Below are 16,959 nucleotides of genomic sequence, written 5' to 3'. Positions count from 1 at the left end.
CGTGGCAGGGCCTGTTCCAGCACGGTCGTCTCCGGTCGGGGCAGAGTGTCCTGGCACACGGCGCCGCCGGCGCGGTCGGGTCCGTGGTGACCCAGCTCGCCCGGGAGTTCGGCGCCTACGTCATCGGTACCGGGCGCGCCGGGGACCGCCAGGCGGCACTCGACTTCGGCGCGAACGAGTTCCTCGACCTCGACCACGACGATCTCAACGACATCGGCGGGGACATCGGCGGGGTCGACCTGGTCTTCGACGTCATCGGCGGTGACATCCAAACGCGGTCGGCGAGCATCATCCGGCCCGGCGGCACGCTGGTGTCGGTGGTCGGGCCCGCGCAGGCTCGCCCTGTCGACGGCCTCGCGATCGACTTCGTCGTCGAGTCCGTTCCCAGCCAGCTGGTGGAGATCGTCGACCGGGTGCGGAACGGGCGCCTTCGCATGCACATCGGCACCGTCGCAACCCTCGACGACGCAGTCCCCGCACTCAACCCGACCCAGCGGCGCAAGGGCAAGACCGTCATTCGCGTGCGCCCCTGACCGCTCTGGAGGCCAACGGCGTGGTCAAGGCCCGCAGAACGAGGGTGCGATGACGAGCGGCTTTTTCAGAATTGATCGGACCACCACGTGGTCCGAGCTTGCCGCTCTGGCCGACGCCGACCCGCTTGCCCACATTCACGTGGTCAACGCTTTGAAGCGACTGGGTCGGGTCGACGACGCTGAGGCTTTCCTGCGGCGGACGTTGGAGAGGTGGCCTGAGGACCACCATCCCAACTACGACTTGGCGGAGTTGTTGCATTCTCAGGAAAGGTTCGACGAGGCCGCGGCGGTGTATCGGAAGCTGATGGACGGGGGCCGCGACAATGGCACAGCCGTCCAGAGACTGGCGAAGATGACAGCCGAGCGCGGCGACGTCGACGAAGCCATGCGGCTGCTGGCGCACAACCGCGGCATGTTCGTGGTGGACACTCTCATCGAACTCGGCACCTCGCATGGTCGAGTCGACCAAGTGGTGTCGCTCCTGCGGGAGAAATCCCGGCAAGGTGATCACTATGCGAGCAGCCAACTGTTGGCACTGTTGGGAAGCCTCGGTCGAACCGACGAACGGTTGGCCCTGTACGACGAGACCGACGTGATCGTGCCGGTCGAGACGGAACACGTACAGTTGCGGCGCAATGACCAAGGCGTGCTCGGGCCCGTGCTGACCTTGGTGCACCCGGTGCCGCCCGACCACTTGGCCGAGTACGAGCAGCAGCTTTCCCAGTCACCCCGGGTGAGGTACAGCGTTCATCTCAGCACGGCGTGGGAGGCGGTGTTGGAGTCGGCCGAGAAACGCGCGGGCGCCTCGCTCGATGGGGCAGCACTGGTCAGCGTGGTGTTGTGCCATCCGGGTTCCGTCGTGCTGACAGACCTGATCAGCCACCACGAGTACCTTGACAGGCGCTCCGGTGCGGCGTGGGACCTGCACTTCGCCGGATATCGTGCTTTCGGGAAGACAGCGCACACGCGCAAGCTCGTGTGGCCAACGCCCCGCGGTATCCCGCTGTGGCAATTCCGCCCCGCCGACTTCGACGAGATCCGGCGCCACATTCACGATTCGCATACCGTCGCCGTGGCCGAGGCACCAGCTTCTTCTCCGTTCGTCTCCAGACCGTGGAAGTACAGCGGCAGGCCGGAGTTGGTCAGCTTCATGGCCTACCGCGACCACCCCGGCCTCATCGACTGGCTGTCGCTGCGTGCGGTCCGACTCGTCGACGCCCACGGGCGCTACGTCGACCACTCACTCGGCGAGATCGTCGAGGTGATGAGTGACTGGAGAGAGGATGACAGCGACGAACTACGTGCGCTGGCTCCAGGGGAACCGCCGCGCCCGAGCGAGTCCGCGGTGCCGATCGGGCGGGCGCTGGCCTGGCTGGGCGCCACGGTAGCGGGTGGCGTCGCGGGCAACGCCGCCTACGACTTGATCAAACTCATGACCAACCCATGACGTCCACCCCGGCCACCTACGCTGAGCCATCGTGGCGATCCGGTCGGCGTCCTCCCCACGAGCGATACGACCCCGACGCCGTCCGTGACTCGCCCGCAGGCTCCTCCGCCTCGCTACCTGTTGCCGCCTGCGGACGCTGGTTGCCTCTCGTCGGCGACCGGGTCGAGCAGTAGTTTCGCGGCCACCGCCGTCCCGTCGGCGCGGATCGTGGTGGCCACGGTCTTCGCTCGTGCGTGGGTTTCGGGGGTCAGGGCCGTCTCGAGCGCGGCCGACAGGGACTGGAAGTTCGGCGTCCGGCCGTCGTGCGCCGCGCCGATGCCCAGTTCGGCCACTCGGCGGGCCCAGTGCGGCTGGTCCCAGTACTGCGGCACCACGACCTGGGGTGCGCCGGCCCGGGCGGCCGTCGTGGTGGTGCCCGCGCCGCCGTGGTGCACGACGGCGGCCACCCGGCGGAACAGTGCCTGGTGGTTGGCCTCACGGACGGCGAAGCAGTCCGCCGCGTCGTCGATCAGGCCCAGGTCGGCCCAGCCGCGGGAGACCACCGCGCGGCGGCCGTGTGCGCGGATCGCCTCGACGACCACCTTGGCGGCGTCCTCCGAGGTGTTCATGGGCATGCTGCCGAAACCCACGTACACCGGCGGTTCACCGGCATCCAGGAACGACTCCAACTCGGCCGGCAGCGGGCGTTCGTCCGGCAGGAGCCACGCGCCGGTCTGCACCACGTCCACATCCGGCAGGTCGCCCCACGGCCCCAGGACCGGGTCCGCGGCCAGCCACGGCCGGTCGGTGAGGACGTGCCCGCGGACGTCGTCCACCGGCGGCAGCCCGGCCGCCTGCCGATGGGTGTTGAGGATGGGGCCGAACACCGTGTTCATGCGCTGGGCGTCCAACTCCCACAGTTCCCGGACGTCGGTCACGTCCGGCGGGTACAGCGGGCTCGGCCACGACGACGGCGGGTAGTGCGGCGACGGCAGTTCGAACGGGTGGAAGCACGCGTACACGTAGCGGATCCCGAGTAGCTCGGCGACCGACCGCACGCCGGCCGGCATGTAGCTGGTCGCGACCAGCACGTCACACCCCTCGGCCGCCGCGGCGACCGTCTCGAAGTGCCCGGCGATCAACCTGGCCACGATCCGCGCGCTGTCCTCCGCCGACGGCCTCGCCTTGGTCACCAGCGCGCGCATCGGCTGCCCGATGGGCACCACCGGGACGCCGAAATCGGCCAACAGCTCCGCGAACTCCTCGTCGGGCGGCACACACACCCGCACCTCCGCGCCGACTGCCCGCAACCGCACCGCGAGCCCCGCCAGCGGCTGCACATCCCCGCGCGACCCATGCGACATCAACAACACACGCACTGAGCGACTCCAGAGGTCGAGTCAATTTGCGAAAGCTTCTCATCTCTTGCGCGGGAACGCCACGCTCGTCATGAAGATGTTTCGGAACCGCTCCGGACGGCCCCGAGCGCCCAGGACCGGCGGGCCGCGCCGCGCGCCAAGCGGCTGATCATGGCTCCAGCCGTCGAGGCACTTGCCAGTCGCCAGTTCCACACCCACTCACGGCTATTCGCCGCGACCACCGCGAGAAAGAACTCGTCGCGCCTGCACCGCGGTCAGTAAAGTGAATCCCTCGCCGTGCGGCGACGCCGCCTGCAAATACCGCGTCAATGCACTCAGAATCCATCCTGGATGCCACCCATTCCGCCCAGCCGCGCGACGCGCACCCATGCGCAAAGTTTCACGTCCACGTGACGTTTACGCAGACAGAGCAACAACGCTGGCGTCCCAGCGAACCTCATTGCCCGGCCATCACCGTTTTTCCTAGGCTCGCGTCACGCGGCCGTGAATATTTTCCCCGCCGCCCATTTGAGGGTGAGGCAGAGATGAAGCGAAGAAGTGGTAGAACAGCGGTGTCCGTACGCTCAATCTTGACGACCGGCATCGCGTTGGTGGCGGTGACAACCAGCGTGTCGGCGCCCGCCGCCGCCGCGCCCGCGGCGTCCTCGGTGCTGACCAAGAGCGCTCAGGACGTGACCAGTCCCGGCGCGAACCCGGTGAACCACGGGGACACCCTCAACTGGGTGCTGAGCTACGCCAACAACGGCCCGACCGGACCGGCCGCGGCGACCATCACCGATCCGATCACCGGCGCCGGTACCGCGCAGACCTACGTGCCGGGCTCGCTCCAGGTGCCGCCTGGCTGGACACCGTCCTGGTCGACCGACGGCACGAGCTACCAGACCACCGACCCGGGCGCCGCCACCGTAGCCGTGCGGGCGACCAATCCCGGCGCCCGGCCGGGCGGCACCAACCTGGCGAACATCCTGCTCGCGCCGGTGAAGCCGACCGCGACCCCGACCGGTGGCGACGGTTACTCACCGATCATCTTCCGCCAGCCCAACGGCACGGTCGAAGCGTGGAACATGTACCACCACCTGGTCGCGGCGGCGCCCAAGCTGGTCTGCACTGACCTGACGGCGGGCGCACCGTGTGCCGGCGGCCCGTGGCCGCGGCCGGTCAACACGGCGCCCGGACCGTTCGGTGCTGGTTCCACCGGTGACATCGCCAGCACCCTGACCCCGCAGTACGTCCAGGACCCCGGCCGGCCTGGCGTGGTGTACTACGCAGCCGTCACCGCCTCCTCGGTGGGGGTCGGGTGCCTCGACCTCGGCGCGCGGGCCAACTGCGGGTACTTCCCGTTGACCAGCACCGGCTCCGGTGGCGCGAACGGGCTCGCCGGCCTGGTCACCACCGCCGGCAACCTCTACGGCGTCGGCAGCAACGGCCAGGTGCTGTGCCTGACCATCGCCGCCCAGTCCCCGTGCCCCGGCCAGCCCTACGCCGCGATCGTGCCGGCCAACAACAACTCGCCCGGCGCCAACTACCTGGGTTCGATGGCCATCGCGGCCGGCAAGGTGTTCGCCTCGTCCTCGCCCGCCGGCGGCGCGCCGGTGCTGGGCTGCTTCGATCCGGTCACCGCGGCGGCCTGCGCCAGCTGGACCACGCCGCACGCCATCGCGCCGGCCGGCAGCTCCACGTACAACGCCTACACCGCCTACGACACCGCGAGCAACCCCGTTGGCGCGTGCGCGACGACGGCCGGCAATCCCACATCGACATCGACCTGCTTCACCGTCGGCGGTGCTCCACTGGCCGCGCCGACCGTGTTCAACTCCTTGACCAACCAACTGATCTTCAACCCGGAGACCGTGACCGGCCCGGACGGCCACCTGCGTAGCTACACGGGGACCTGGGGCGGGTCGAGCACGGGTGACACCGTCTGCTACGACTGGACCACGGCAGCCGCGTGCGTCGGTTTCCCCTTGCCCGCAACACATCCCAGTGCCAACGGTGGCGTCACCCGGGACTACGGCTACGCGTTCGACCAGGTCACCCGCTGCCTGTTCGGGCTCGGTGACGCCGGCATCATGTTCTCCGAGGACCCCACCACGTCGAGTTCGCCGTGTATCCACAGCGGGGCGGAGGTCACGCTGGCGCCCTCGGCGTTCTACTGCGATGGCGGCACCGGCCACATCCACAGCTACACCGACGCCCGCCTGGAGAACATGAACCTCGCCAACGTCGACCTGACCGCGTCGACCGCGGACGTCAGCGACACCAACGGTTCCGTGATCGCCCATCCCACGTTCGCCCCGGACGGCACCCTGGACCTGTCGGGGATCTCGCCGACCGCACATCCCAGCATCACCGTCTCCGCGCACCTCGTGCTGAACAACAGCAACGACTTCACCGGCGGCAACCAGCCGCACCTGGTGGTGGCGTTCAACGGCGACGCGCCGCAGATCTGTTTCAAGACCACGGTCTCGACGACGTGCACCGCGACAGGGGCGTCCGACACCGCGACCGGTGACGACGCCACCGGCGCGCTCACCTCCAACACCGTGAGCCTGCCCGTCGCGCCGGGGCCGGCCTGCCAGCCGACCGTGACGATCGACAAGGAGATCTGCGCATCGACCAATGACCACAACTGCCAACCCGGTGGCCCGGGTCCATGGACGAAACACGCGACCCCGGGCTTGCTCGGTCTGCTGCTGGCCGACCCGCACTGGCGGATCACCGTGACCGACGCCGGTCCGACCGACATCACCGGTGTCACCATCAACGACACCGCCGAGTCGTCGTGCCGGTCCGCCGCGGGTACGTTCGACCTGGCGGCAGGACAGAGCAAACAGGTCTTCTGCTCGACGTCGCTGCTCGTGTCGTTGCTGCCGTTCACGAACACGGCGTCGGCCACGTACACCCCCGCGAACTCTCCAGCCGGCACCCCTCCATCCAGGACCAGCGGCTCCTCGGCGGTGGCGTGTTCCCTCCTCGGGTGCTGAACACCTGACCGACGCAAGACCGCGGTGCCGCCGGACGGAACCATCCGGCGGCACCGCGGTTCGCGCGGCGTCGGCGCCTCGGTTTCGAGGTGAGGACGCGGAATCGACGAGATCAGCCGACTCGGACGCCTACCGGCACCGGTCACTCGCGTCCTGGGTGAACCCCCGCGTGTCGTCCGGCGTCATTCGCTCGATGCCGACGAACTCGATCACCGCGTGGTTGGCGCAGGCGCACACGTCCGCGACGGCGGTCGTCTCGATCTCCGCCAGGATCTCCGTCTTGGTCCGGGTGGTGGCCTGTTCGATCACGAGCCGGTTGGTCTTCGGGGACCTCCACCGCATCCGGCGCGGGTACGACCCGCATCGACTCCGCGGGTAGGTTGGGCCGTCGGACGGGAACGGAGGCGGCGTGATCAAGGGGTGGCACGGCTGGTTCGGTACGTTCACGGGCGTGGCAGCCCTCACGGTGGCCGTACTGCCGCTGGCCGCGCTGGCGGTGTGGGTGTTGGCCCGCCGTCGGAGCCGCTCGGGCACCTCGCCGGCCTGGGCGTGGCGGCGGTCGCTGGCAGAGGTCGGCATGGTCTACGGGACGGTGCCGTGGGTGTGGATGATCCTGTTGCCGGGCAGCCGGGCCGGCGCCGTCCCCGGTCGGGTGAGCCTCGTGCCGTTGCGGGACCTGGTCACGATGCCGGCGAGCCAGGTGGTCGGCAACCTGCTGGTGTTCGCGGCGTTGGGGTTCTTCGCCCCGATGCGGTTCGCGGCGCTGGCGTCGGTGCCGCGGGTCCTGGCGCTCGCGGCGAGTTGCTCGGTCCTGGTCGAGGCCGCGCAGTACGTGCTGCGGCTGGACCGGGTGTCCTCTGTGGACGACGTGCTGCTCAACGCCGTCGGCGCCGGGCTGGCCGCGCTGGCGTCGCGCCGCTGGTGGCGGGCCACGGCCGGAACGGACCGGTCCCGGCACCCGGACGCTGAGGCGCCGTCGCACCGGTGAGAAGGCGTCCGGCCGAGGTCACGCCGGGGTCGAGTCCGCGTGGTGCGGCAGGCGTTGGGTGAGTACGAGAGGGCCGTCCTCGGTGATCGCGACCGTGTGTTCGGAGTGGGCGGTGCGCGAGCCGTCGGCCGAGCGGATGGTCCAGCCGTCGGGGTCGAAGACGATGCGGTCGGTGGTGGCGGCGAGCCAGGGTTCGAGTGCCAGGGTCATGCCCGCGCGGAGCTTGAGGCCGCGGCCGGCGCGGCCCCTGTTGGGGACGTGGGGGTCCTCGTGCATGGTCCGGCCGAGGCCGTGGCCGCCGAACTCCGTGTTGATCGGGTAGCCGTAGCCGGTGGCGACCGCCTCGATGGCCGCTGAGACATCGCCCAGGCGGCCCCCCGGCCGCGCGGCCTCGATGCCGGCCTCGAGCGCCTCCTCGGTCGCGCGGACGAGTCGCAGGTCGTCGTCGGCCGGGGTGCCCACGATGACGGTGCGGGCGGAGTCGGCGACCCAGCCGTCGATCCCGACCGCGAGATCCATGGTGAGGATGTCCCCGTCGCGCAGCGCGTAGTCGTGGGGCAGCCCGTGGAGCACCGCGTCGTTGACCGACAGGCAGATGACGTTGCGGAACGGGCCGCGCCCGAAGGACGGGGCGTAGTCCCAGTAGCAGGACTGCGCCCCGCGCTGGCGGATCCGGTCGCGGACGTGGTGTTCCAGGTCGAGGAGGTTGACGCCCACGTCGGCGAGGTCACCGAGCTCGGACAGGATCTGGGCGACGAACTGCCCAGTGACGTGCATCCGCTCGATCTCCGCGGGCGACTTCAACTCGATCATGGATACCTCACATCGTCGGTATAATAATACCAACAGTAACACTTGCGGTATTAAAATACCAACCGTACGCTGGTGCCGTGGTTCGCAACCCGCTCACGCCCGAACAGATCGAGGCCGGCAGACGCCTCGGCAGCCTGCTGCGCGCAGCGCGCGCGGACCGGGACCTCGGCGAGGTGGCGCACGCGGCCGGCATGTCACCTGAGACGTTGCGCAAGATCGAGACCGGCCGGCTCCCCACCCCCGCGTTCGGCACGATCGCCTGCCTCAGCGAGGTACTCGACCTGCCGATACAGGACCTGGCCGCCGTATGGCGCAACGGCTCGCGGCTGGAAGCGGCGTCGTAACCGCACCTTCGACCTGTCCGGCCGCCGACACGGGCTCGATGACCGCTTCGCCATGAGGTGAGGAGAGCGAGGCTGGCCACGCCCTTGACATGCCCCTGACGCGGCCAGCACACTCGGAGCCGATTGGGAGAGCGCTCTCCAAACCCAACCACCCTGCTTGAGGAGACGCGATGAAGCGTGCTCTCGTGCTGGTGCTCGCACTGGTGGCCGGCGTCGTGGCGGCACAGCCGGCCGCGGCCGCCCCCTCCGTGGTGCGGGTCACCGGATCGCAAGGCAACTGGCAGCTCACCGTCGACGGCGCCCCCTACACGGTCAAGGGCCTCACCTGGGGCCCACCGGTGTCGGAGGCGGCCGCCCGGCTCCCCGACCTGCATGCCATCGGCGTCAACACGGTCCGCACCTGGGGCACCGACGGCACCACACAACCGCTGCTCGACGCGGCCGCGGCCAACGGGATCAAGGTGATCAACGGCTTCTGGCTCCAGCCCGGCGGCGGTCCCGGCAGCGGCGGCTGCGTCAACTACGTCACCGACTCGACCTACAAGTCGAACATGCAGGCCGAGTTCCTGCGCTGGGTCAACGCCTACAAAGGACACCCCGGCGTGCTGATGTGGAACGTCGGCAACGAGTCCGTGCTCGGCATGCAGAACTGCTTCTCCGGCACCGAGTTGGAGAACCAGCGCGTCGCCTACGTCCGGTTCGTCAACGACGTCACACGCGCCATCCACGCCGCCGACCCGAACCACCCGGTCACCTCCACCGACGCGTGGACGGGTGCCTGGCCGTACTTCAAGGCGTACGCACCCGACCTGGACCTGTACGCGGTGAACTCGTACAACGCCGTGTGCCAGGTCAGGAACGACTGGCAGGCCGGCGGCTACACCAAGCCGTACATCCTCACCGAGGGCGGTCCGCCCGGCGAGTGGGAGGTGCCGAACGACGTCAACGGCGTGCCCGCGGAACCGTCCGACCTGGCCAAGCGGGACGGCTACCGCAACGCGTGGAACTGCCTGATGTCGCACACCGGTGTCGCGCTCGGCGGCACGCTCTTCCACTACGGCACCGAGCAGGACTTCGGTGGCGTGTGGTTCAACCTGATGCCGGGCAACGAGAAGCGGCTGTCGTACTTCTCGGTCGCCGCCGCCTTCGGCGGCACGCCCCCGGCCAACCGGCCGCCCGAGATCACGCGCGTGGACCTCAGCCGGGTCACCGACGTGCCCGCCGGCGCGACGTTCACCGCCACCGTGGCGGCGTCCGACCCCAACGGTGACGCGATCTCCTACGAGCTGAAGCAGAACAGCAAGTACATCGACAACTCGAGCGCGCTGGTGCCCGCGTCCTACACGGGGTCCGGGCCGTCGTTCACCGTCCGGGCGCCGGACCGGCTGGGCGTGTGGAAGCTCTACGTCTACGCCCGTGACGGGCACGGCAACGTCGGCATCGAGACCCGGTCGTTCCGGGTGGTGGCGCCGACCCCGCAAGGCCAGAACGTGGCACGGGGCAGGCCGGCGACCGCCTCGTCCTACCAGCAGCAGGGCGACGGCGCGCCGTTCCCGCCGTCGAACACGGTGGACGGCTCGCTGACCACGCGCTGGGCCTCGGACTGGAGCGACCCGCAGTGGTTGCGCGTCGACCTCGGCGCGGCGACCGCGTTCCAGCACGTGCAGCTGGTCTGGGAGACCGCGTACGGCCGCGCCTACGAGGTGCAGGTGTCGGACGACGACAGCACGTGGCGCACGGTGTACTCGACCACCTCCGGTGACGGCGGTGTCGACGACATCGACGTCACCGCGACCGGCCGGTACGTCCGCGTGTACGCCACGGCCCGCGGCACCGGCTGGGGCTACTCCCTGTACGAACTGGGTGTCTACCGACGCTGACCACTGGGCCGGGAGAGCGCTCTCCAAGCCGTTTCCTGTGGTGCGACCGTAGAGACTTCCCGTTCCTCCACACCCAGAATCACAACGATGTGCGGGCCAGCCCGATCGGCTGGTCCGCGCGGTTTCGATCCGACCGGGCCCGGCGACGAACCGGGAACTTTCGCGAGAGACACGAGGTGATGCGACATGACGAAGATCAGCAGGGCACTCGGGGTGCTGACCGCGGCCGTGGCGCTGCCCCTGACGGTGACCGGTACCGCCTACGCGGACATCCCGTTCGACCAGCCGGTGAACGGGAACGCCACCTACTACGACGACGCGGGCTTCGGCGCGTGCGGCACCGCGATCGACGCCGCCTCACAGCTGCTCGTCGCGGTACCCGCCGCGTACTGGACGACCCCCAACCCCAACAACGACCCGCTCTGCACCGGCGTCTCGGTACAGGTGACCTACAACGGCCGGACCATCACCGTCCCGGTGAAGGACAAGTGCCCGAGCTGCGACAGCAAGCACATCGACCTCAGCCGTCCCGCGTTCGCGCAGCTCGCCGATCCCAACCTCGGCAACATCCCGCTGACCTGGAAGTTCGTCCGGTCCTGACGGGAGACACGCGATGCGCTGGACTCGCTACCTGGTCGTGCTCCTGCTGGCCGCGCTGGTCCTCGGCGTGCCGCGGGAAGCCGTCGCGGCGACCACCAAGAAGGGCGTGAGCGCGCTGAACGTCGGCGGCGTCACGGCCGCGCTCGCGGACGTCCGGGCGAGCTGGTACTACGACTGGGCGTCGAACACGCAGGGCATCACCGCCCCCGCCGGAGTGGAGTTCGTCCCGATGATCTGGGGCCGGGGATCGGTGACGGACGCCGAGCTGAGCTCGGCGAAGGCACTGGGCACGACGCTGCTCGGCTTCAACGAGCCCGACATGGCCGGACAGGCCGACATGACCGTGGAGCAGGCGCTCGACCTGTGGCCCCGCCTCCAGGACACCGGCCTGCGGCTGGGCGCTCCCGCGGTCGCCTTCGGCGGTGACCAGCCCGGCGGCTGGCTCGACCGGTTCATGAGCGGCGCCGCCGCGCGTGGCTACCGCGTCGACTTCATCCCGCTGCACTGGTACGGCGGCGACTTCTCCAGCGCGGCGACGAACCAGCTGCGGGGCTACCTCCAGGCCGTCCACGACCGGTACCACAAGCCGGTCTGGCTCACCGAGTACGCGTTGACCGACTTCAGCGGCCCGGTCCCCCGGTACCCGACCCAGGCCCAGCAGGCCGACTTCGTGCGCGCCTCGACCGCGATGCTGCAGGGCCTGTCGTTCGTGGAGCGCTACGCCTGGTTCACGTTGTCGACCAGCACCAGCCCGACCGGGCTGTACAGCGGTTCGACCGCCAACACCGCCGGCGCCGCCTACCGCGCCGCCGGCTGACCCCGTCCACCCGTTCGCGAGTAAGGAGGAGCGATGCGCAGGATACTGGGCGCGGTGGCCGCGGTGGCCGTCGCGCTGGTCGCTGCGCTGACGCCCGGGGCGCCCGCCGCCGCTGTGGCTGTCGCTGTCGCGGACCACACCGTCACCCTCGTCAACCACTCCGGCCAGACGATCTGGCTCGGCAGCGAGGTGAACGCCGACGGCTCGGTGAACTTCACCGACCTGCCCGTGCTGGCCGACGGGCAGTCCGCGACCGTCACCATCCCGGAGTCGGGCGCGCCCAACCACTGGCGCGGCAAGTTCTTCGCGCGGCAGGGCTGCACCGGCACGGCCGGCAGCACCTTCCACTGCCGGGTCGGTGACTGCGGACCACGTCCCGAGCGCTGCACGACCGGCGAGCAGCCGGCGAGCCTCGCCGAGTTCAACTTCGACCGGGCCGACGCGCTCGCACCCTGGTACAACGTCAGCTACGTCAACGCGTTCTCGCTGCCCGTCACCATCGAGCCGCGCGACGCCACCGTGCCACCGGGCTCGACGGAGTGCGACTGGCTCGGCTGCTCGCAGAACCTGCTGCCGTTCTGCCCGCCGGCCAACCTGACCCGGTGGGACGACGGCACGCCGATGCTGTGCACCAACCCCAACCGCGACGCGAAGACACCGTACAGCGACGCCATCTCGTCCCGGTGCCCCAAGGCGTACGCCTGGTCGCGGCAGGACACCGAGCCGGGCAACCAGGTGGTGCGCCAGTGCCGCCAGTGCAGCGGGTTCACCGTGACGTTCCACAGTGGACAGTAGGTCAACTCGGGCAACACGCGGTGACAAATGGGGCAGCCGATCACCAGTGTCTCGCGGTATGCGGCACAATCACGGAATGTGACCGAGTGGCCGCGGAGGGAGACTCCCGCCGCGGCCGCCGTTCACTCCCCCGCGCTCTGCCCCGCCGGTCGGGCCATCGCGCTGGCCCGCCGCGGTGTCCGGCGGCTGGATGCCGTCCAGCTCGCCGAGCACGCGCTGGCCGACGCGGGGTGCGGTCTGGACCCGAAGTGCCACCGGCACGCCGTGCTGACGCTGGCGTACGCGGGTGACCTGTCGTCGGCGGAGGCGCACTGTGCCGCGGCGGCGGTCCGGTGGCACGCGGAGGTGGCCGTGCGGCAGGGTTTCATCTTGCTGCGGGCGCGGATCCGGTACCGCACCGGTGACTGCGCCGGCTCGGTCGAGGCGGTCTCCGGCCTGCTCCGGGAACCGGCGCGGGCCGTGCGGGTGCCAGCGGTCGCGTCGTTGGTCGAGATGCTGGCCCAACGCGGCGACGTGCGCCGCGCGGAGTCGCTCCTCGCCGATCACGACCTGCTCGTGCCGGGCCACGCGGAGGTCCCCGCGGTGCTCGCCGCACGCGCCGCGGTTCACCTGGCCGCCAACCGGTTCGAGAAGGCGGTGGACGAGTTCCTGGCGTGCGGCAGGCGGTTGTCCGAGTCGCGGGTCGTGAGTCCCGCCGTGGTCGCGTGGCGCTCCCGGGCGGCACTGGCCGCACTGGCGATCCGTCGGGTGGATCTCGCGTCGGCGCTCGCGCACGACGAGCTGGTGGCGGCGCGGCGCTGGGGCTCCCCCGCGGCCGTCGGCGCCGCCCTGCACCCGGTGGCCCTGTTGCGCGCGGACGCCGACCTGCTGGCCGACGCCGTGCGGTTGCTGGACGTGGCACGGCTGCGGAACGAACAGATCTGGGCGCTGTACGACCTGGGGCTCATGCTCGGCAGGCGGCACGACCGCGGGGCGGCCCGGGCGAAGCTGCGGGAGGCGAACGTCCTGGCGGGCGCGAGTGGCCTCACCCGGTGGTCGCGGCGCATCAGGTCGGCACTCGACGGTTCGCTGGCGCCGGGCGGGGGCACCGAACTCACCAGGCAGGAGGCCAAGATCGCGCGGCTCGCGGCCGCCGGGCACAGCAACAGGCAGATAGCGGCCGAACTGTGCCTCACCGTCCGGACCATCGAGTTCCACCTCTCGGGCGCGTACCGCAAGCTGGGCATCACCGGCCGCCGCGAGCTCGGCGAGGTGATCGCCGCGCTTTTCTGAGCCCCACGTCGCGGGCGGTGCAACCGGAACCGGGCCGGACGCCGTCCACTCGGGTATGAAGGGCATTCGGATGGCGGTGCCGGTGGTGGTCGCCGCCGTCACGGCGGCGTGCGGCGGCAGCCCGGCGAGCGAACCGGCGGCCGGCCCGGGCGGGGGTGGCGAGGTCGTCCCGGCGCGGCTCGTCTCCTTCGAGCCCGCCGGGCACGCGCCCGAGACGCTCGGGGCGATCAGCGACGCGCCGGTCGACGTGGGGGCGTTCCAGGGCTGGTTCGCGGCGGGTTCGGCGGCCACCGACGCGGTCAAGGCCCGGCCGGGCGAGCGTTATGTGGTGGTCACCGGCGTGACCGGCTGCACCACGCCGACGCGGGCCGAACTGGTCCGCACCGGCGACGACCTGACCGCGCGGTTCAGCGGCGGTGACAAGCCGGCCGAGGCCGGGTGCACGGGCGAGATCGGGCCAGTCGCCCAGTTCGCGGTCGCGCCCGGCCTGTTGCGCGGGGTGCGGACGATCGGCGGCCGCGCACCACTGAGTCCGGCCGGCCCCGGCCGCCTGGACGCGTTCGTCGAACTCGGTCCGGCGGCGGCCCTCGACGACGTGCCGCCGGCGGAGCTCGACACGGATGGCGCGGCCGAACTGTCGCACGTGCTGGAAGGCGCGGCGAGCACCAACCTCGACCGCGCGCGGACTGCCCTCGACGCCCGGCCCGCGGCCGACCGGCGCGGGTTCACGTTCGTACTGGGCGGCTGCGCGGAGGACGGCGCGGTGCTGATCGTCCAGCAGCGCTCGCTCACCGCGAAGCTCACCGGCAACACGAACGCGCGCTGCATCGCCGCGGCACATTTCCTCGTCACGTTCAGCATTCCACGCGACCGCGTTCCCCCGGGCGCGGTCCCGAGTAGCTGAGCGCCGTCTTCCGCACGCCACGGGTTGCCCTCGTGCGCGAAACTGGTGGTTCGGGTCGCAGGCGGGAGACATGTCATGGACGACACCGGAGCCGGGAGATTCAGCACCGAGAACGAGGCCGCGGCCTTCATCCTCGACGAGATCGTCGGCTACATGTACGCGGCGGCGTTGCGAGCGGCGGCCGCCACCAACCTCGCCGACCACCTGCGCGACGGCCCCCGCACAGCAGACGAACTGGCGGAACTGACCGGTTACGCGGCATCCGCGATCCACCGCGTGCTGCGGCTGCTCGCGACCAAGGGGGTGTTCAGCGAGCAGGAACCGGGCCGCTTCCGGTTGACGCCACCGGCTGCCGCGTTGTGCACGACGGCGCCGATCTCCGTGCGTGCGGCGGTGTTGATGATGACCGAGCCCGCGATGTGGCGCTCGGCCGGCGAGATAGTCGAAAGCACCCGCGACGCCACACCGTCGTTCGACCGCGTCTTCGGCATGCCGATGTTCGAGTACTACGCCCGCGACCCGCAGGCGGTCGCCGGGTTCCACGACGGCATGGCGGCCTGGTCGGACGTGGAGAACGGACCGGTCGCGGCCGCCTGCGACATCCCGCCGGGAGCGACCGTCGTCGACGTGGGTGGCGGCCAGGGCGGTCTTCTGCTGGAGGTGTTGCGCGCCAACCCGGCCACGCGCGGAGTCCTGTTCGACCAGGCCCATGTCCTCGGCGGCAACCGGCTGACGGCCGCGGCCGACCTCGCGGACCGCTGGCAGCCGGTCGCGGGGGACTTCCTGGACGCGGTGCCGCCGGGCGACGTCCTCCTGGTGAAGCGGATCATGCACGACTGGGACGACCCGACCTGCGTACGCATCCTGCGCAACTGCCGCGCCGCGGTGCGCGACGGCGGCCGGATCCTGGTGTTCGACGCGGTCCTGCCGGCCGGCGACGTCCCCCACCAGGCCAAGGCGTTGGACCTGCTGATGATGACGGTCCTCCCCGGACACGAGCGCACGGAGGCCCAGTTCCGCCGACTGTTCGCGGCGGCGGAACTGAGCCTGGTATCCATCACCGACGTGCACGCGATGCCGGTCTCGATCCTCCACGCCGTGCCCGCGTGAGGCTCCTGAGCACGTCGCTGTCGATCTCCAGGCGCGAGTGGTGGACGTTGCCGAAGCTGTCGTAGAACGTGGAGCTGTAGGCGTCACCGATCTTCCCGAACGCCGAGCGCACGACGAAGAACCCAGCGGGCGCCCACTCGTGGACATCGCTCGGGTTTTCCGCGCGGCCGGAGTGGGCACGCCTCCGGCAGACATGACGCACTGGGCGGTGATCACATGGTCGGGTTCGCACAGCTGGACGCCGGGCCGCCACGCTCCTTCGTGGTGGCGCTCGACGCGGAGGACTCCGTGACCGACTCCCTGGTCAGGTTCGCGGCGAAGAACCGCGTGGAGGCCGCGGCGGTGACGGCCTTCGGCGGCTTCGGCTCGACCACGCTCGGCTTCTTCGACCTCGAGACCAGGGAGTACGTGCGCAACGCGGTGGACGAGCAGACCGAGCTGCTGTCACTGGTCGGCGACATCGGCCGCGACGACGGGGGCGAGCTGGCCCTGCACGCGCACGTGGTCCTGGGCCTGCGCGACGGCACCACCCGCGGCGGCCACCTCCTGGCGGCCACCGTGCGCCCCACCCTGGAGGTGATGGTGACCGAGTCGCTCACCCAGCTGCGCCGCCGCTACCGCAAGGACCTCGGGCTCACCCTCCTGGACCTGCCGAACGAGAGCTAGCGCCCCGGACTCCGTACGCCAGGCGAGCCGGCGGTACTGCCCGAGCTGTGGGGAGCGGCCCGCGGTAGGACATCCTCGACCCGCGAAGCGTCGTGCGGCTCACCGGAGTTCCAGCAGTACCGCCGTCCACGTCATCCCGACGCCGATGCCCAGCAGCAGCACGTGGTCGCCGACGGCCACCTCGCCGCCGCGCAGCAAGTGGTCCAGCGCCACGATCTGGTCGCTCGCGCCGAGGTGGCCCACCCGCAGGCCCAGCTCGGTCATCGTCCGGTCCTCGGTTATGCCCAGCGGCCGCAGGACCTGCGTCTCGACGAGCCGGCGCCCGTAGTGCGGCGCGCAGATCCGCGCCAGGTCGGGCAGGTCGAGGTCGGCGTCGGCGAGCGCGGTCTTGACCACCCGCGCGACCGCGTCGCCATTGCGCGCGTTGACCTCGGTCGCGCTGCGGCGG

17 protein-coding genes are annotated in these 16,959 nt (G+C 70.7%); 13 read left to right on the top strand and 4 right to left on the bottom strand.

What is annotated here, in order from left to right; all coding sequences use genetic code 11:
- Together ACJ73U_RS48345 and ACJ73U_RS48340 are read left to right on the top strand one after the other, a co-directional pair.
- The coding region (locus ACJ73U_RS48345; RefSeq protein WP_407784568.1) for a zinc-binding dehydrogenase at positions 1-533 on the top strand (533 nt) is incomplete at its 5' end.
- Between the two features lie 49 nt (positions 534-582).
- Entirely contained in the window at positions 583-1,980 is a 1,398-nt protein-coding gene (locus ACJ73U_RS48340) for a tetratricopeptide repeat protein (protein ID WP_407784567.1), read from the top strand.
- Between the two features lie 113 nt (positions 1,981-2,093).
- Here the strand turns inward: ACJ73U_RS48340 and ACJ73U_RS48335 are convergent, their stop codons facing one another.
- On the bottom strand, positions 2,094-3,338 hold the full coding sequence (locus tag ACJ73U_RS48335) for a glycosyltransferase (RefSeq protein WP_407784566.1): 1,245 nt from the start codon (positions 3,336-3,338) through the stop codon (positions 2,094-2,096).
- Positions 3,339-3,907: 569 nt separating this feature from the next.
- Here ACJ73U_RS48335 and ACJ73U_RS48330 point away from each other — a divergent pair.
- A complete protein-coding gene (locus ACJ73U_RS48330) occupies positions 3,908-6,322 on the top strand; it encodes a hypothetical protein (protein ID WP_407784565.1) in 2,415 nt (804 codons plus the stop codon).
- 129 nt (positions 6,323-6,451) lie between these two features.
- Here ACJ73U_RS48330 and ACJ73U_RS48325 read toward each other — a convergent pair whose 3' ends face one another.
- Positions 6,452-6,664 (bottom strand): hypothetical protein, encoded by a 213-nt coding sequence (locus ACJ73U_RS48325; RefSeq protein WP_407784564.1) that lies wholly within the window; start codon positions 6,662-6,664, stop codon positions 6,452-6,454.
- A gap of 67 nt (positions 6,665-6,731) precedes the next feature.
- Between ACJ73U_RS48325 and ACJ73U_RS48320 the strand changes: the two genes are divergently transcribed.
- The gene (locus tag ACJ73U_RS48320; RefSeq protein ID WP_407784563.1) at positions 6,732-7,310 is read left to right on the top strand and encodes a VanZ family protein; all 579 of its coding nucleotides are present in this window, start codon (positions 6,732-6,734) and stop codon (positions 7,308-7,310) included.
- Positions 7,311-7,328: 18 nt separating this feature from the next.
- Here ACJ73U_RS48320 and map read toward each other — a convergent pair whose 3' ends face one another.
- Positions 7,329-8,123: a type I methionyl aminopeptidase gene (map, locus tag ACJ73U_RS48315; RefSeq protein WP_407784562.1), complete on the bottom strand. Its 795-nt coding sequence runs from the start codon at positions 8,121-8,123 to the stop codon at positions 7,329-7,331.
- A 77-nt stretch (positions 8,124-8,200) separates the two neighbouring features.
- On the opposite strand from map, the gene ACJ73U_RS48310 reads away from it, so the two are divergent.
- From ACJ73U_RS48310 to ACJ73U_RS48270, 9 genes are all read left to right on the top strand, one after another.
- Positions 8,201-8,467, top strand: a complete 267-nt coding sequence (locus ACJ73U_RS48310; RefSeq protein ID WP_407784561.1) for a helix-turn-helix transcriptional regulator — start codon at positions 8,201-8,203, stop codon at positions 8,465-8,467.
- 170 nt (positions 8,468-8,637) lie between these two features.
- The gene (locus ACJ73U_RS48305) at positions 8,638-10,347 is read left to right on the top strand and encodes a discoidin domain-containing protein (protein WP_407784560.1); all 1,710 of its coding nucleotides are present in this window, start codon (positions 8,638-8,640) and stop codon (positions 10,345-10,347) included.
- A 186-nt stretch (positions 10,348-10,533) separates the two neighbouring features.
- Positions 10,534-10,947, top strand: coding sequence for a cysteine/serine endopeptidase inhibitor (locus ACJ73U_RS48300; protein WP_407784559.1), 414 nt, complete (start codon positions 10,534-10,536; stop codon positions 10,945-10,947).
- A 13-nt stretch (positions 10,948-10,960) separates the two neighbouring features.
- Positions 10,961-11,764 carry a glycoside hydrolase family protein gene (locus tag ACJ73U_RS48295; protein ID WP_407784558.1) on the top strand — a complete coding sequence of 268 codons (804 nt, stop codon included), beginning with the start codon at positions 10,961-10,963 and terminating at the stop codon, positions 11,762-11,764.
- A 33-nt stretch (positions 11,765-11,797) separates the two neighbouring features.
- Positions 11,798-12,559 carry a thaumatin family protein gene (locus tag ACJ73U_RS48290; RefSeq protein WP_407784557.1) on the top strand — a complete coding sequence of 254 codons (762 nt, stop codon included), beginning with the start codon at positions 11,798-11,800 and terminating at the stop codon, positions 12,557-12,559.
- A gap of 78 nt (positions 12,560-12,637) precedes the next feature.
- Positions 12,638-13,831, top strand: coding sequence for a LuxR C-terminal-related transcriptional regulator (locus ACJ73U_RS48285; protein WP_407784556.1), 1,194 nt, complete (start codon positions 12,638-12,640; stop codon positions 13,829-13,831).
- A 55-nt stretch (positions 13,832-13,886) separates the two neighbouring features.
- Complete coding sequence (locus ACJ73U_RS48280) at positions 13,887-14,735, top strand: hypothetical protein (protein WP_407784555.1); 849 nt, start codon at positions 13,887-13,889, stop codon at positions 14,733-14,735.
- A 75-nt stretch (positions 14,736-14,810) separates the two neighbouring features.
- Entirely contained in the window at positions 14,811-15,845 is a 1,035-nt protein-coding gene (locus ACJ73U_RS48275; protein WP_407784554.1) for a methyltransferase, read from the top strand.
- Between the two features lie 216 nt (positions 15,846-16,061).
- Positions 16,062-16,511, top strand: coding sequence for a PPC domain-containing DNA-binding protein (locus ACJ73U_RS48270; protein WP_407784553.1), 450 nt, complete (start codon positions 16,062-16,064; stop codon positions 16,509-16,511).
- Between the two features lie 99 nt (positions 16,512-16,610).
- Here ACJ73U_RS48270 and ACJ73U_RS48265 read toward each other — a convergent pair.
- On the bottom strand, positions 16,611-16,959 hold a 349-nt coding region (locus tag ACJ73U_RS48265; RefSeq protein WP_407784552.1), incomplete at its 5' end, for a 3-oxoacyl-[acyl-carrier-protein] synthase III C-terminal domain-containing protein.

It is taken from the genome of Actinophytocola sp. (assembly GCF_045807065.1).
In the GTDB taxonomy this organism is placed as follows: Bacteria; Actinomycetota; Actinomycetes; order Mycobacteriales; family Pseudonocardiaceae; genus Actinophytocola.
Note: the sequence above shows the minus strand (reverse complement) of the source record. Positions and strands in the feature narration are given on the sequence as shown.

Excerpts from the sequence above, each read along its gene's own strand:
- ACJ73U_RS48340 (WP_407784567.1), top strand. The coding sequence starts at position 583 with ATGACGAGCGGCTTTTTCAGAATTGATCGGACCACCACGTGGTCCGAG.
- ACJ73U_RS48325 (WP_407784564.1), bottom strand. The coding sequence starts at position 6,664 with ATGCGGTGGAGGTCCCCGAAGACCAACCGGCTCGTGATCGAACAGGCC.
- map (WP_407784562.1), bottom strand. The coding sequence starts at position 8,123 with ATGATCGAGTTGAAGTCGCCCGCGGAGATCGAGCGGATGCACGTCACT.
- ACJ73U_RS48305 (WP_407784560.1), top strand. The coding sequence starts at position 8,638 with ATGAAGCGTGCTCTCGTGCTGGTGCTCGCACTGGTGGCCGGCGTCGTG.
- ACJ73U_RS48300 (WP_407784559.1), top strand. The coding sequence starts at position 10,534 with ATGACGAAGATCAGCAGGGCACTCGGGGTGCTGACCGCGGCCGTGGCG.
- ACJ73U_RS48295 (WP_407784558.1), top strand. The coding sequence starts at position 10,961 with ATGCGCTGGACTCGCTACCTGGTCGTGCTCCTGCTGGCCGCGCTGGTC.
- ACJ73U_RS48290 (WP_407784557.1), top strand. The coding sequence starts at position 11,798 with ATGCGCAGGATACTGGGCGCGGTGGCCGCGGTGGCCGTCGCGCTGGTC.
- ACJ73U_RS48280 (WP_407784555.1), top strand. The coding sequence starts at position 13,887 with ATGAAGGGCATTCGGATGGCGGTGCCGGTGGTGGTCGCCGCCGTCACG.
- ACJ73U_RS48275 (WP_407784554.1), top strand. The coding sequence starts at position 14,811 with ATGGACGACACCGGAGCCGGGAGATTCAGCACCGAGAACGAGGCCGCG.
- ACJ73U_RS48270 (WP_407784553.1), top strand. The coding sequence starts at position 16,062 with ATGGTCGGGTTCGCACAGCTGGACGCCGGGCCGCCACGCTCCTTCGTG.